The sequence below is a fragment of the Cellulophaga omnivescoria genome, assembly GCF_001999725.1.
Taxonomy (GTDB): domain Bacteria; phylum Bacteroidota; class Bacteroidia; order Flavobacteriales; family Flavobacteriaceae; genus Cellulophaga; species Cellulophaga omnivescoria.
On record NZ_MDDP01000010.1, the window covers coordinates 459,573 to 474,359 of the forward strand.

General features: G+C 32.0%; 13 protein-coding genes. 6 read left to right on the top strand and 7 right to left on the bottom strand.

Annotation, left to right across the window (positions count from 1 at the left end):
* The first annotated feature begins 10 nt into the window (after positions 1 to 10).
* On the top strand, positions 11 to 1,918 hold the full coding sequence (gene acs / locus BFJ87_RS07060; RefSeq protein ID WP_077401946.1) for an acetate--CoA ligase: 1,908 nt from the start codon (positions 11 to 13) through the stop codon (positions 1,916 to 1,918).
* A 45-nt stretch (positions 1,919 to 1,963) separates the two neighbouring features.
* On the opposite strand, the gene BFJ87_RS07065 is transcribed toward acs, so the two are convergent.
* The gene (locus tag BFJ87_RS07065; protein WP_077401949.1) at positions 1,964 to 3,238 is read right to left on the bottom strand and encodes an NRAMP family divalent metal transporter; all 1,275 of its coding nucleotides are present in this window, start codon (positions 3,236 to 3,238) and stop codon (positions 1,964 to 1,966) included.
* Positions 3,239 to 3,249: 11 nt separating this feature from the next.
* Entirely contained in the window at positions 3,250 to 3,885 is a 636-nt protein-coding gene (locus BFJ87_RS07070) for a SanA/YdcF family protein (protein ID WP_077401952.1), read from the bottom strand.
* A gap of 158 nt (positions 3,886 to 4,043) precedes the next feature.
* Between BFJ87_RS07070 and BFJ87_RS07075 the strand changes: the two genes are divergently transcribed.
* Positions 4,044 to 5,630 (top strand): S41 family peptidase, encoded by a 1,587-nt coding sequence (locus BFJ87_RS07075; protein WP_077401955.1) that lies wholly within the window; start codon positions 4,044 to 4,046, stop codon positions 5,628 to 5,630.
* A gap of 125 nt (positions 5,631 to 5,755) precedes the next feature.
* On the top strand, positions 5,756 to 6,268 hold the full coding sequence (locus BFJ87_RS07080; RefSeq protein WP_077401958.1) for a hypothetical protein: 513 nt from the start codon (positions 5,756 to 5,758) through the stop codon (positions 6,266 to 6,268).
* Between the two features lie 36 nt (positions 6,269 to 6,304).
* Here BFJ87_RS07080 and BFJ87_RS07085 read toward each other — a convergent pair whose 3' ends face one another.
* Positions 6,305 to 6,766 carry an Lrp/AsnC family transcriptional regulator gene (locus BFJ87_RS07085; protein ID WP_077401962.1) on the bottom strand — a complete coding sequence of 154 codons (462 nt, stop codon included), beginning with the start codon at positions 6,764 to 6,766 and terminating at the stop codon, positions 6,305 to 6,307.
* A gap of 157 nt (positions 6,767 to 6,923) precedes the next feature.
* Between BFJ87_RS07085 and metE the strand changes: the two genes are divergently transcribed.
* Positions 6,924 to 9,239, top strand: coding sequence for a 5-methyltetrahydropteroyltriglutamate--homocysteine S-methyltransferase (metE, locus tag BFJ87_RS07090; protein ID WP_077401965.1), 2,316 nt, complete (start codon positions 6,924 to 6,926; stop codon positions 9,237 to 9,239).
* 52 nt (positions 9,240 to 9,291) lie between these two features.
* On the opposite strand, the gene BFJ87_RS07095 is transcribed toward metE, so the two are convergent.
* From BFJ87_RS07095 to BFJ87_RS07110, 4 genes are all read right to left on the bottom strand, one after another.
* Entirely contained in the window at positions 9,292 to 10,104 is an 813-nt protein-coding gene (locus tag BFJ87_RS07095) for a 3-keto-disaccharide hydrolase (protein ID WP_077401968.1), read from the bottom strand.
* 131 nt (positions 10,105 to 10,235) lie between these two features.
* Complete coding sequence (locus BFJ87_RS07100) at positions 10,236 to 11,642, bottom strand: pyridoxal phosphate-dependent decarboxylase family protein (RefSeq protein ID WP_077401971.1); 1,407 nt, start codon at positions 11,640 to 11,642, stop codon at positions 10,236 to 10,238.
* A 114-nt stretch (positions 11,643 to 11,756) separates the two neighbouring features.
* Positions 11,757 to 12,317 (bottom strand): carboxymuconolactone decarboxylase family protein, encoded by a 561-nt coding sequence (locus tag BFJ87_RS07105; RefSeq protein WP_171974481.1) that lies wholly within the window; start codon positions 12,315 to 12,317, stop codon positions 11,757 to 11,759.
* Between the two features lie 69 nt (positions 12,318 to 12,386).
* Positions 12,387 to 12,704 (bottom strand): helix-turn-helix transcriptional regulator, encoded by a 318-nt coding sequence (locus BFJ87_RS07110; protein WP_077401977.1) that lies wholly within the window; start codon positions 12,702 to 12,704, stop codon positions 12,387 to 12,389.
* A gap of 143 nt (positions 12,705 to 12,847) precedes the next feature.
* Between BFJ87_RS07110 and BFJ87_RS07115 the strand changes: the two genes are divergently transcribed.
* Together BFJ87_RS07115 and BFJ87_RS07120 are read left to right on the top strand one after the other, a co-directional pair.
* On the top strand, positions 12,848 to 13,990 hold the full coding sequence (locus tag BFJ87_RS07115) for an MFS transporter (protein ID WP_077401980.1): 1,143 nt from the start codon (positions 12,848 to 12,850) through the stop codon (positions 13,988 to 13,990).
* A 39-nt stretch (positions 13,991 to 14,029) separates the two neighbouring features.
* A complete protein-coding gene (locus BFJ87_RS07120) occupies positions 14,030 to 14,782 on the top strand; it encodes a helix-turn-helix domain-containing protein (RefSeq protein WP_077401983.1) in 753 nt (250 codons plus the stop codon).
* Positions 14,783 to 14,787: the final 5 nt, after the last annotated feature.

A 14,787-nucleotide genomic window follows, 5' to 3' on the forward strand; every position in this document is an offset into this window, starting at 1 on the left:
TAAATAACGTATGAGTAATTATCACATTAAGCATTTAGAGGAGTATTTTCAGGTATACCGAAAATCTGTACGTAACCCAGAAGCATTTTGGGAAGAAATAGCTGAAGAACATTTTTTATGGAGAAAAAAGTGGGATAATGTTCTAAGTTGGGATTTTTCTAAACCAGAGGTTAAATGGTTTGAAAATGCTAAACTCAATATTACGGAGAATTGTATAGATAGACATTTAACAACTAGAGGAGAAAAAACAGCAATTCTTTTTGAGCCTAACAATCCTAATGAAGAGGCACAGCATATTAGTTATTATGAGTTGCATAAGCGTGTTTGTAAAATGGCAAATGTGCTTAAAGAAAACGGTGTTAAAAAAGGAGATAGGGTTTGTATTTACTTACCTATGATTCCCGAATTGGCTGTTTCTTTATTAGCTTGTGCAAGAATAGGAGCTATACATTCGGTTGTTTTTGCTGGCTTTTCTTCTAATGCATTGGCAACAAGAATTAATGACTCTGACTGTAAACTTGTAATTACTTCTGACGGATCTTTTAGAGGTAAAAAATCCATTGATTTAAAAGGTATTGTAGATGTTGCTTTAAATGATTGCCCTGGGGTTAAAACTGTTTTGGTAGCAAAACGTACCAATGCAGAGGTTACAATGGTAGAAGGTAGAGATAAGTGGTTGCAACCACTGTTAGATGAAGCTTACGGAGATTGTGTGGCAGAAATTATGGATGCAGAAGATCCATTATTTATTTTGTATACATCTGGTTCTACTGGTACGCCAAAAGGTATGGTGCACACAACTGGTGGTTATATGGTATACACAGCGTATACATTTAAAAATATTTTTCAGTATAAAGAAAATGATATTTATTGGTGTACAGCAGATATTGGGTGGATTACTGGCCACTCTTACATTGTTTATGGTCCTTTAGCAAATGGCGCTACTACAGTAATGTTTGAGGGTGTGCCATCTTATCCAGATTTTGGACGCTTTTGGGAAGTTGTAGAGAAACATAAAGTGACTCAGTTTTATACCGCACCAACGGCTATTAGAGCTTTAGCAAAAGAAAATATGGATTTTGTAGAAAACCATGATTTATCTTCTTTAAAAGTTTTGGGCTCTGTAGGAGAACCTATAAATGAAGAAGCTTGGCATTGGTACAACAACAATGTTGGTAAAAATAATAGTCCTATTGTAGATACGTGGTGGCAAACAGAAACTGGTGGAATTATGATTTCTCCTATACCTTATGTTACACCAACAACACCTACATATGCAACGTTGCCTTTTATTGGTATACAACCTGCATTAATGGATGAAAAAGGACAAGAAATAAAAGGAAACCAGGTAGAAGGGCGTTTGTGTATTAAATACCCTTGGCCTTCTATTGCCAGAACCATATGGGGCAATCATGAGAGGTATAGAGATACCTATTTTTCGGCCTATAAAGACAAATATTTTACAGGTGATGGTGCCTTAAGAGATGGTGTTGGTTATTACAGAATTACCGGTCGTGTAGACGATGTTATTATTGTATCTGGCCATAATTTAGGAACCGCACCAATTGAAGATACCATAAATGAGCATCCGGCTGTAGCAGAATCTGCAATTGTAGGATTTCCGCATGATGTTAAAGGTAATGCATTGTATGGCTATGTTATTTTAAAAGAATTTGGAGAAACTAGAGATAGAGATAATTTACGCAATGAAATTAATCAGCAAATAACAGAACATATTGGGCCTATAGCAAAGCTCGATAAAATACAATTTGTCACTGGTTTGCCTAAGACTAGAAGTGGTAAAATTATGCGCCGTATTTTACGTAAAATAGCTTCTAATGATACGGGGAATTTAGGTGATATTAGTACGTTGCTAAACCCAGAAATTGTTAAGGAAATTATGGATAACTCACTATAAAACACAGTATGTAATTTAGACCGACTTTTTTATAGAGTCGGTTTTTTATACAATAATTTCTATATAACAATAGTACACCGCAAAAAGACTTAAAAATAAAATACCTGCATAGGTAAGCAACTTTAGCCATTTTTTCGGTTTGTCTTCGGACGCAACATCATCACTCATAACATTTTTTAAATTCATATAACCAACTATTGGAGCTACAATAAATGATACAAACGTAGCTAAGGCTACAACTTTGCCCATATTAGAATTAAAAAATACAATTACCCCTAAATTTATAACCGCAAGTGCAAGTACGGCTAGCGTAAAGTAAGATTTACTGCGTTTATTTGTTCCTATAGTGTTATTATTTGTCTTGTTTTTTAGTTTTTGTAGTACATCAATACTAACTCTTGCTATAGCATCATGAGCCGTCATACAAGAACTAAACATAGTAGCAAAAGCAGCTGTAGCAACAAAAATGGTTGTCCACTCACCAATATGCACAGTAAATAAATTTATAAGCTGGTCTGCAAAACCAACAGCACTACTGCTCATTTCGGTATTTGTGCCATAAAGAGATAAGCACCCAATTGTCATAAAAAATATAGCAAGTATTGCAGTAACAATGTAGCCAAAGTTAAATTCAGACAATGCTTCTTTAAGGTTTAATTTTTTGCTGGTTAGTTTTTGCTTTTCAATAGTCCACATACTTAACCAGCTAGAAGTTTCTACGGCAGTAGGCATCCAACCCACTAAGCCAATAATAAATAAAATGCTGGTATTGCTAAAAAGTGTTGGAGGCTTAAAGTTGGCTACTTCATCAACCTTACCCTTAAAAACTACAATTACAGTAGTAACTAAAAGTGCAATTCCTAAAATAGATACTATAATTTTTAAAGACTTCTCTAAAAAAACATATTTACCAATGATTAATAGAGCAGATATAAAACCAAACAGCACAAAAGCAACTACAGAGATAGATACATTTGTGAGCTTAAAAAGGTTTATTAATAGTCCGGATGTAACCAAGTACAAAGCAGCCAAAATGGTAAAGGTAGATACTAGCGTAATTAAGGCATAAAACCATAAATACCCTTTTCCCCTGTTTAAATAGCCTTCAATTAATGTTTTATTGGTAGCATTGGTATACCTAATTCCAAACTCAAAAAAAGGATATTTTAAAATGTTAGCCAGTACTATGGGTATTAACATGATCCAACCGTATTGTGCGCCAGCCTTTGTAGATAATACCAAATGCGATGTCCCAATTGCCATACTTGCAAAAAGTAACCCTGGTCCTAAATTTTTAAGTAAAGTTGTAATTTTTTGCATTGTAGTATGTACTATTCTATCACTATTTTTTCGCCGTAAAACTTGGGTTCTGTATTAAATATAATATCTAAAAATACTTTAACACGGGCCAAATATTCTCTTGTTTGTACTTTTAATCCGGCCTTGCCGTCTAAGTCTTTGGCATTAAAACCTACTGCAGTAAGTCCTTTTTTATCTGCAATATAAATAGCTCTTTCATTATGAAATTTTTGAGATATTACAGTAACATTGTTAAGTCCAAAAATAACGTGTGCACGTACCATAGAATCTAAAGTTCTAAAGCCCGCAAAATCTAAAAATATTTTTTCTTCAGGTATACCTTGCTTTATAAGCTCTTTTTTAAACGTATCTGGCTCGTTATAGTATTTAGTTCCATTATCTCCGCTTACTAAAACATAATCTATTTTTTTAGCCTGGTACAAAGCAACAGTAGCATTAATACGGTGTACGTAGTAAGGGTTAGGGCTTCCGTTTGTTAGTTTGTTGGTTGTGCCTAAAACCAAACCAACCTTATTGTGTGGTATGTTATTTACTGTAAAATATGTTTTGCCCTTAGCAGCATTTTTAATAACGCTATTAGAACAAAAAATTGCCAATAATGGCAATGCAATTAAAATACAAATGGATATGTAAATTTTTTTCCTCATACAAGTTAAAGGTACAAAATAGTGACTTAGAATTGATGAAAATAAAATTTTGTTAAACATACTTTTTAGTAAATTCAATATTTTAACTTTATTGGCATACTATGTGTTGTGTTATTTGTTAAAAATGATATAACTTTAATTCATTAAACCATAAGCTTTTGAAAAAAATAATAAGTTCTTTATTTGTCATACTACTAATTACTTCTTGTGCTAGTGTAAAAAAACACAACGAGCAAATAACCAAGTTACATAGTGTAAATGAACTTCATAAAGATGTTGATGTAGCCTATAGAAAACTACAAAAATTGCACCCTCAATTATACCTTTATACGCCAAAAAACGAGTTAGATGCAAAGTTTTTGGCTTTAAAAAGTAGTATTACAGAACCAATGACTACTTATGCATTTTATGAAAAATTGGTTCCTGTTGTAGCAGAGGTTAAACAAGGACATGCAGGTATTTCGGTGCCAACAAAAAAGTACACACGTAAAGAAAGAAAAGCTCAAAATAAGCTAAAAAATGAATGGTCTTATTTAAGGTTTGAAAACGTAGAAGATGCTGTTTTGGTTAAAAATACTCTTGGAGAAGACAGTACAATGGTAGGAAGCAGAGTGGTAAAGTTAGGAGATGACTCTATTGATGACTTACTAAATAAGTACAAAACTTATTTTTCTTCAGACGGGTATAACACAACTTTTCATGATAAATATGCTGCGCAGAAACTAGCTAGATATTACTATCAAGACAAAGGAAGATTAGATAGTTTAATGGTTACATTTTCTAAAAATGATAGTTTATACACTAAAGTTTTTAGGAGAATACCAAGAGACTCTACAAGGTTTCCTAAAGCAAAAAAAGATAGTTTAAAGGGAAAAAAAACAATCAAAAAAACAAAAGAAGAGCGTAAACTTGCTTCAAAAAAGTTAAAGAAAAAGCTAAAGAATTATCATAAATACGGGTATAGTTATTCTGAAAAATATTACAACAGAAATTTAGATTTTATAGGTGAAGATAGTAGCGTTGCCTATATGAAAATTAGAAGCTTTACAAGAGGTGATTACGAAGCTTTTTATGAAGAGGCTTTTAAAAAAATAGACTCTGCAAAAACTGAAAATTTAATTATTGATTTACGTGATAATGGAGGTGGTAGATTGGTAGAAATTCACGATTTATATTCTTATTTAGCAAAAGATAAATTTAAATTTATTGAAGAAGGAGAGGTAAACACAAGATACCCAATTATAAAGTCTTATATGTCTCGTAATAAAACAATTTATGGAGCAGCATACAAGTCTTTATTTGTGCCATTTGTATTTTTTAAAGAAGTTTTTAAAGCACGCAAAAAAAATGGCAAGTTGGTATATAAGTTTAAGGAAACTAAAGTAGCAGAGCCTAAAGAAAATAATTATAAAGGTAACGTGTACGTATTAATAAATGGCCGTTCTTTTTCTGCATCTTCTGTGTTTTCTAATGTTGTAAAAGCACGTAAAAGAGGAGTTATTGTTGGTGAGGAAACAGGCGGAGCTTACAATAGTACTGTAGCAGGTCAAACAAAATATGTAAGACTACCAAACTCTAAGTTAATGCTGTACTTTGGGTTAATGGTTTTAGAAACGCCTTATAAAACCACGGTTAAAGGGTATGGTGTTAAACCAGACGTTGCTATTACACCAACCTTAAAAGACCGTGAAAATAATTTTGACCCAGAGTTAGAGTGGATTTTAAATACAATAAACAAACAATAATTTTAATTAAAGGAATACAAAACAGATGTTCTACAACGGTAAACAAGTGTTTTGCAACATTAATTATGCATTTTTTTTATAAGCGTTTAGTTTTGGTAATAAATAACTAAACCCCAATCAAAAAAATGAAAAAGATAGCATTACTAATTGCGTTTGCGGTAATTACTGTAAACTTATCTGCCCAAGAAGGATTAAAAATAGGTATACAAGGAGGTATTCCTTTAGATGATTTTACAGATAAAGTAAGTTTAATGGTTGCAGCAGATGTTGGCCATATGTGGGCTTTAGGAGAAGTGGTAGATTTAGGTGTAACAGCTGGTTACATACACGGCTTTGCAGAAAAATACCATACAGATTTAACAGAAGATTTACCTGATATTCAGTTTTTAAAGGCGGCTGCTTCAGTACGTGTATGGACGTCCAATTCTTTTTCTTTTGGAGCAGATTTAGGTCAAGGTTTTGGACTAAATGATGACATTGATGGTGGCTTTTATTACAGGCCTCAAATAGGTTATTTAATGGGAGAAAGTACCGAGCTAAATTTGTCTTACACTGGCATACAATTAGGTAATAATACAGAGTGGTCTACAGTAACTATAGGAATATTGCATACTATAAAAACCATAAAGAGATTTTAATAAAAACACCCCACAATACAAACACTTGCGTTTGCTTTAAATAGGTACAGCGTAAGTGTTTTTTATTTCTCCCATTACAAATGTACTGTGTGTACTACCTACACTTTTTACAGAGCCTAAACCATTTAACACAAAATCTTGGTAATGCTTCATATCTTTTACTTGTACTTTAAGTAAAAAATCAAAATCTCCAGATATATTGTAACACTCTGTTACTTCTTTTATAGACTTAATTTCTTTTACAAAGTTGTGTCCTATATCTTTTGTGTGCTGTTTTAGTTTAATATTACAAAAAACAGTTAACCCCTTCTCTAACTTTTCAGCATCTAAAACGGCAACATATTTTTTTATATACCCGTTTCTTTCTAATCTTTTTATGCGTTCAAAAACAGGCGTTGTAGATAAATTTACCTTATTAGCAAGCTCCTTAGAGGTTAGGTTTGCATTTAATTGTAGTAATCGCAAAAGTTGTACGTCTATCTGATCTAAATTACTCATAGAAAATTTGTCTAAAAGTTGATAAAAAACAAATGTATAAAAGATTATTATTCTTTTTACTATATTATTTGTAGTTCTTATTTCTAAATTTTGTAAGTTATTTAGCTTAAATATTTATTATACTAACCTTTGCATAGAATAATAAATTTACAATGCTATGAAAACTAATGTTTTAGGTTACCCAAGAATTGGAGCTAAAAGAGAGTTAAAAAAAGTAAGCGAGAAGTACTGGAAAGGTACAGCTACTAAAACCGAATTGCTAGAAATGGGTAAGCAATTAAAACTTTACAATTGGAAATTAATGCAAAAGGCAGGAGTAGATCTTATTCCGTCTAACGATTTTTCTTTTTACGATCAAGTTTTAGATGCTACCTTAACCTACGGTTGTATTCCTGCAAGATATCAGACAATAAAAGAAAAAGAGTCTAAACTAGATCTGTATTTTGCAATGGCAAGAGGCTTACAAAATAATGAGTTTGATGTTACTGCTATGGAAATGACTAAGTGGTTTGATACCAATTACCATTATTTAGTGCCAGAGTTTACAGCTAATCAAGATTTTGAATTATTCTCTTTAAAACCTGTGGAGGAGTTTAAAGAAGCATTAGCACATAACATTACCACAAAGCCAGTAGTATTAAGTCCGGTTACTTATTTGCTTTTAGGAAAGGAAAAAGAGGAGGGCTTTAATAAAATAGATTTGTTAAACAATTTGTTGCCTGTATTTTTTGAGTTGATAACAGAGTTAGTTGCAGCTGGGGCAACACACGTGCAATTAGATGAACCTTGTTTGGCATTAAACCTTACAGATACAGATAGGCAGGCAGTAACTAAATTGTATACCCAATTAGCCGATAAGTTTCCTGACTTAAAAATTATTTTAACTAGTTATTTTGATTGTTATGGAGATAATTTAGAAACTGTAATTCAGTTACCAGTATACGCTTTACATTTAGATTTGGTACGTTGTTCTTTACAGTTAGATGATGTTTTAGATGCAGCTAATTTTAAGAATGATAAAATACTTAGTTTAGGCTTAATTGATGGGCGAAACATTTGGAAAAACAATTTTGAAGAAACCTTAGCAACTGTAAAAAAGGTTGAAGAGAAAATAGGAGAAGAGAATGTTTGGTTAGCAACATCTTGTTCTTTACTACATACGCCATACGATTTAGATTTAGAACAGAATGAAGAAACACTACCAGCTAGTGTAAAGCAATGGTTGGCTTTTGCCAAGCAAAAAGTAGATGAGTTGGTTACACTAAAAAAACTGGCTACAGGAAATGCTAGTAAAGATGTAGCAGCTAAATTATTAAATAATAAAAGAGCCCATAGGGCAAAAAAGGAATCTTCAGTAATACATAATGCTGCGGTAAAAGCAAGAGTTAGTTTTTTAACTGAAAATGATAGTTTGCGTAATGCAGAGTTTTCATCACGTCAAAAAATACAAAAAAACCAACTAAAATTACCTGCATACCCAACAACAACTATAGGATCTTTTCCGCAGACAAAAGAGGTAAGGAGTTGGCGATCTAAATTAAAGAAAAAAGAACTTAGTTTAGATGCTTATAACGAACTTATTAAGCAAGAGATTGAAGAAACCATACGTTTTCAGGAAAAAATAGGGTTAGATGTACTTGTGCACGGTGAGTGTGAGCGTAATGATATGGTAGAGTATTTTGGAGAAAAACTAGAAGGGTTTGCAATCTCTAGTTTTGGTTGGGTGCAGAGTTATGGTAGTAGGGCAGTAAAGCCTCCAATATTATTTGGAGACGTGTCTAGACCTGTACCAATGACAGTTAATTGGTCTGCCTATGCACAGTCTTTAAGTTCTAAAGTAGTAAAGGGTATGTTAACAGGGCCGGTTACTATTTTACAATGGTCTTTTGTACGTAATGACCAGCCAAGGTCTGAAACCTGTAAGCAAATAGCCTTAGCAATTAGAGATGAGGTTGTAGATTTAGAAAATGCAGGTTTACAGGCTATTCAAGTAGATGAACCAGCTATTAGAGAAGGTTTACCATTACGAAAAGAATATAGAGATGCATATTTAACTTGGGCTGTAGAGAGTTTTAAAATAGCAACTTCTGGAGTGGCAGATAAAACACAAATACATACGCATATGTGCTATTCTGAGTTTAATGATATTATAGAGCATATTACAGCCTTAGATGCAGATGTAATTACTATAGAAACCTCTAGATCTAAAATGGATTTATTAAACGTGTTTGTAGATTATAAATATCCTAATGAAATTGGTCCTGGTGTTTATGATATACACTCGCCACGTGTACCTACATTGCAAGAGATAGAAGATCTTTTAGAAAAAGCAAGTAAGTTACTGCCAACAGACAATATTTGGGTAAATCCGGATTGTGGATTAAAAACTAGAGATTGGCCAGAAACAAAAGCTGCCTTAGAGAATTTGGTAGCTGCAGCAAAAACAATGCGTTCTAAATTACAAACGGCTTAATAAACGAGCTGTATAAAAAAAGCCTTTAGTATTGCTAAAGGCTTTAATTTTTTTAGTTTTTGGTAAGTAGTTCGTTAATTACTTCTGTAAGCTTACCTTTATCTGTAATGTATTTTTCTAGGTTTACTATTTCTACTTTTCTAAAATCTACAGGATGACTCTCACTTTGTAAAGAGATACTACCACTAGTTAATGGTTTTCCTTCTTTGGCTCCGTTTACAGGATCTAGTTGAGGTTTTGTATAACGCAGCACTTCTTCACCATTTACATAGTGTACTATTAAAGAATCTTTTAAAACCAAAGCTTCAACACGTACCCATTGGTCTCCGTGGTATGTTTTAGATGTAGATTTTGCACAGTGTTCTTGTATTATCTCATTATTAAAAACATACTGTGTGCCAGGTGTGCAAATATTAGCAGTTGGGCGGTCGTCTTTACCATTACCGCCTAAAAGTTGTACTTCTATAGAATTAGGAAAATCTTGCTCTACCGCCATTGTATTAGGAGATTGTCCGTGTATCATAATACCACTATTTCTAGTAGCCCAACCTTCACCACCTTTAGCTTGCTCACCTACAAACCTGTACTCTACACCTATTAAATATGCGCTGTATGGTTTTTTGTAAAATAAGTGTCCGTATTGCTGATTAAAATCTCCGTAGTTGTTATAACGAACTTCTATGTTGCCATCTTTTACACTAAACGTGTTTGCGTAGTTGTCATTTAAAGGGTGGTTTTTAATTTTTACTTGCCAGCCTTTAAGGTCTTTACCGTTAAAAAGTTGTTTCCATTTTGGTTTGTTATTATTGCAACTTGCTAGTAATAAAACGGCACACAACAGTAGGCTAAAACTTTTATTCATCATAATTGGTAGTTATTTAGGATTTGCTAAAATATAAATTTAGAGCAGAGTTGTAATTAATATGATGTTAAATCTGTAGAAAAAAACCTACGATACAGTTTTTAGGTAGCTAGTGTATTCTAGCATAAACTAATTTATTTAATGTATTTAAGAGCTTTTTCAATTTCTTTGGTTATTATCAAAATATCCTTTTCATTAGTACGCCAATTAACAAAAGAAGCTCTAACTCCTTTAGTATTTCTATATACTGTTGGTGTCATATACACTTTACCTTCTTTGTTAAGTTCGGTTATAAAAAGAGGTATTTTATCTTGTTTATTTTTATCCTTTAAAGAAAAACAAACATTGTTTAAACGTGTTGGAGTTAGTAGTGTAAGCTCTTCATTTTGTAAGATAAATTCTTCTAACTTTTGTGCCATGTTAACTGAGTTTTCTACAATGTCTTTGTAGCCATCTTTACCGTAAGCAATAAGAGAAAACCAAGCAGGTAACGCTCTTAATCTTCTGGAATTTTCTGGTAAAAAATTTAAATAATTAAAGTTTTCTGATGGGTCTCCTAAATAGGGTGCATTAGAATTTTGAAATGTTTCTAACTGTAATAAGTTATGTTTTTCTTTTACAAAAAATACAGCACTGTCATAAGGAACATTTAACCATTTATGGCAATCTATAGTAATGCTATCTGCGTTTTCCCAGCCTTTAACAAGGTGTCTGTATTTAGGAGAGCAAGATGCAAAAGCGCCAAAGGCACCATCAATATGCCACCAAAAATTATATTTTTTATGTAAGGCGTTTATAGCTTCAAAATTATCAAAATCTGCAGAATTTACGGTTCCTGCACTAGAGATAAGTATAAATGGTTTATTATTTAAGGTTTTAATTTTTACCTCTAAATCATTAATATTTATAGATTCTCTGTTACCTTCTTCAATTTTTATTTTTATAACATTGGCACTACCAATACCAAGCATAGATAAAGATTTTATAGCAGAAGAATGCGGCACTGCAGATAGTACATTTATGGTGCTGGTAATACCATTTTTTGCAAAATCTTTTCCTTCCTGTTTACCTATCCATTGTCTGGCTACTGCCAAACAAGTAAAGTTAGACATTGTAGCACCAGAGACAAATCCACCTAAAAAGTTATTAGGAAGATGAAATAAGTGTAGTAATAATTTTATGGTTTCTTGTTCTATTTGTACAGAAACATCACCTTGGGCAGTAGTTGTTTGTGGGTTTTGGTCATAAATGGTTGTTAGCCAATCTCCAATAACCGCAGCTGGTGTAGTGCCACCAACAACATAACCTAAATAGCGTGGGCCAGAAGAAGCAACAATTGTATGTCTAAATTTTTCATTAAATAATTTTAGAGTTTTTAATCCGCCTATGCCTTCGTTATTTAAGATTTTTTTAGACGTTTTTAATACAGGTAAACTTGTTTTTTCTAAGTCAACATTTTTAAAATATTCTGTTCCTTGCTCAGCTATTTTATGCAATAATTTGTCAAAACTATTAAAATCTTTTTCCAATAATTTGTTCATAATACAATGTGTTGTTTTGGTTATTTAACCAGGCTACTTAATAGTACACAAGTTAAAAAAACAAAACCACCTAAGTGGTGGTTTTTGTAATAGAATAATGACAATCTGTATTTCTTAATCTTCAATTTCTTTACCAACCGCAAAAGGTTCTAAAGATTCGTTTATTACATTTTCTGTAATGTGGTTAATATAATTACTTAAAGTTTTTAAGGATACACCAACAATAATTTCCATTATATTTTCTGGAGAAAAACCTGCATTGTAAAAAACTTCTAAATCATTTTTAGAAACGTTACCTCTGGTCTCTGTAATTTTTTTAGTAGTGTTTATAAGTACATCTAACCTAGTGTCTTCTAGCTGTTTTTGTTTGCGTATAGCATTTAAGGTTTTAGAAGCTACACCATTTGCTTTAGCGGCTCTAGTATGTGCAGCAGTACAATAATCACATTTGTTTACAACACTAGCAGCAAGTAATATTAGGTGTTGCTCACCAGCTGTAAAAGATGTAGTAGAAAATATTTTAAATAAACTGTTATACGCTTCTAAAGTTGCAGGTGCGCCAGCCATATATTTAAACAAGTTAGGCACAGCTCCGTATTTTTGCTCTCCGTATTTTAAGAGTTCTTTAGATGCTTCTGGAGCGCTTTCTATGCTATGCTTTGTAAAATTTTTCATTCTGCTCATTTTTAATTTTTAATAGAGCAAAGGTATGGCCGTGCACAACAATTGGCAATGGACAAAGGTTCACTTTAAAGAACTTCTGTAATCTGTAGGCGTTTGCCCAGTTTTGCGTTTAAATACTTTGCTAAAATAAAAATGATCTTCAAAGTTCATTTCAAAAGCTATTTCTTTAACGGTTTTATCTGTTTGTTTTAGTAATTGTTTGCCGTGTGTTATTTGCTTTTCTAATAAAACTTGACAAGGTGGTTGCAAATTCTTTTTTTTAGCAAGTTTACTTAAATACTTGGGTTTTAAACCAAGTTCTTTTTCGTAGAAGGAAATCTCGTGTTGTGTAATAAAGTGCTTATTTACTAATTCTGTAAAATGATCTAAAACATCCATTTACTATTTATTTTGGGGATTATAATTGATATGTTATTAAATATAAAGAATTTATTTGGGAGTAGCTTTGTTATTTCCATTTTGGTATACTCTATTAGAAAAACAGAATACTAAGTGCAAAATTAGTGTTGCAATTTTGCACTATGAAAAAGATAACAAACTTAGGAATATTTACCTTGTTATTGGTAAGTAGTTTAACCATAATGGTAGGTACCGTTATAGCGCCTTCTTTAACGGGGATTGTAGATAATTTAAATTTTAGTTTTTCGCCAGGTTGGTTAATAACATTGCCGTCTTTAGGTGTTGTGGTATTTGCTCCTATTGTGGGTAAACTTTTACATAAAAAAGGTTCTTTTATTATGTTGTGTTTGGGGTTGGTGCCTTATGCTTTTTTAGGCTTTGCTGGGGCGTATATTACAAACGACTATATTTTAATGCTAGACCGGTTTTTATTAGGTGCAGCTACAGTTGCAGTGCAAGTGTCTGTAACTTCTTTTATTGCAGATTTTTTTACGGGTGAAAAAAGAATGAAACTTATTGCTTGGCAAGGTATGTCTATAGAGTTAGGTGGTGTAATTTTTCTTTCAATTGGTGGTATACTTGGGCAGTGGCATTGGCAGTACCCATTTTTCCTATACCTTATTGCAATTATATGTTTGTTGTTAGTAGTAAAATCATTACCTAAGGCGGTTAAAAAAGACATAGCTGTAGCTACTCAAGATAAAAAAGAAGACAAACTAGCTATAAAAATCATTTTTTATGCCTCATTGCTTTCAATGGTATTGTTCTTTGTTAGTTTTGTTACTTTACCAATTTATTTACCAAAATCTATTGGTTTTACAGAGTCTTATACAGGTTATTTTATGGCATTTATCTCTTTAGTAGCAATTGTAACGGCAAGTCAAATGCCAAGAGTAGTAAAAAAAATAGGAGATGGTTGCGTAGTTGCTTTAGGCTTTTTGTTGTTTATGTTAGGGTACATAACACTAGCCATAGTTGGCAGTTTACCTTTACTAATTTTAAGCGCAATATTTATTGGCGCAGGCTTTGGATTTACCATACCACTTTTAAACCACATGATGATAGAGGCTAGTGCTACAAAAAATTTAGGTAAAAATTTAGGTCTTTACTCAATGGGCGTTTTTGGTGGGCAATTTTTATCAACTTTTATAGAGTATATATCTGCAAATTATGCTATTGTATATGGTGTAGCGTCTTTATTAGCATTGGTTATTGGTATTTTACTTTACTATGCGTTTAAAAAAATAGAAGTACATAGCAAATAAATATAGTATGCCTATATTTAAATTAAATTTTAAATATAGATGCCTAAAACTGGTTTAAAACACAAAATAAAAATTGATAAAAAGGTAACTAAAGGCACAAAAATGCTTTCAGATAATTCTTTTGGAATCTTTTTTTGTTTTTATACAAATAAAGATTCACTAGTGTTTTTTAAACCTTTAAACGATTATTTCTTAGAAGAAGCATTTTCTCATGAAAAAGGAATATTACTAAATTTTGAAAGAGATTTAATAGAAGAAGATGATATAGAATATGCTTTAGATGTGATGTCGCTTTTTAACAAACAACCACAATTGGTTTTAAAAAATAAAGCGCAAGTAGCAAAAGTAAAAAGTGTGGTTTATTTGGTGGTAGAAGAGTATAACACTACTGCATCTTACATAATGATAAAAACACTATTAAAAGTTTTACTATTACATTTAATACGTATTGGTAATGACAATTTTATAGAGCAAGATCTAAAACAAAAAAGAGTTTTTGATTTTTTAGAGTTGATGGAAACTTATTTTTTAAATGAAACACAAGCTAGCTTTTACGCAAAAGAGCTAGGGTTAAGTGAAAAAAGATTAAATCAGATTTTGAATGAAAAATTAAACTTAACGGCTAAACAAATTATACAACAACGTCAAATTACTGAAGCCAAAAGGCAACTTGTAAAAAAAGAAGTAACAATTAAAGAGCTTGCTTTTGAGCTGGGTTTTGAGTCTTTAAGTAGCTTTTCTAGGTTTTTTAAAAAACATACAGGAGTTAGTCCGTCTAAGTTCTCTGAATAATATAA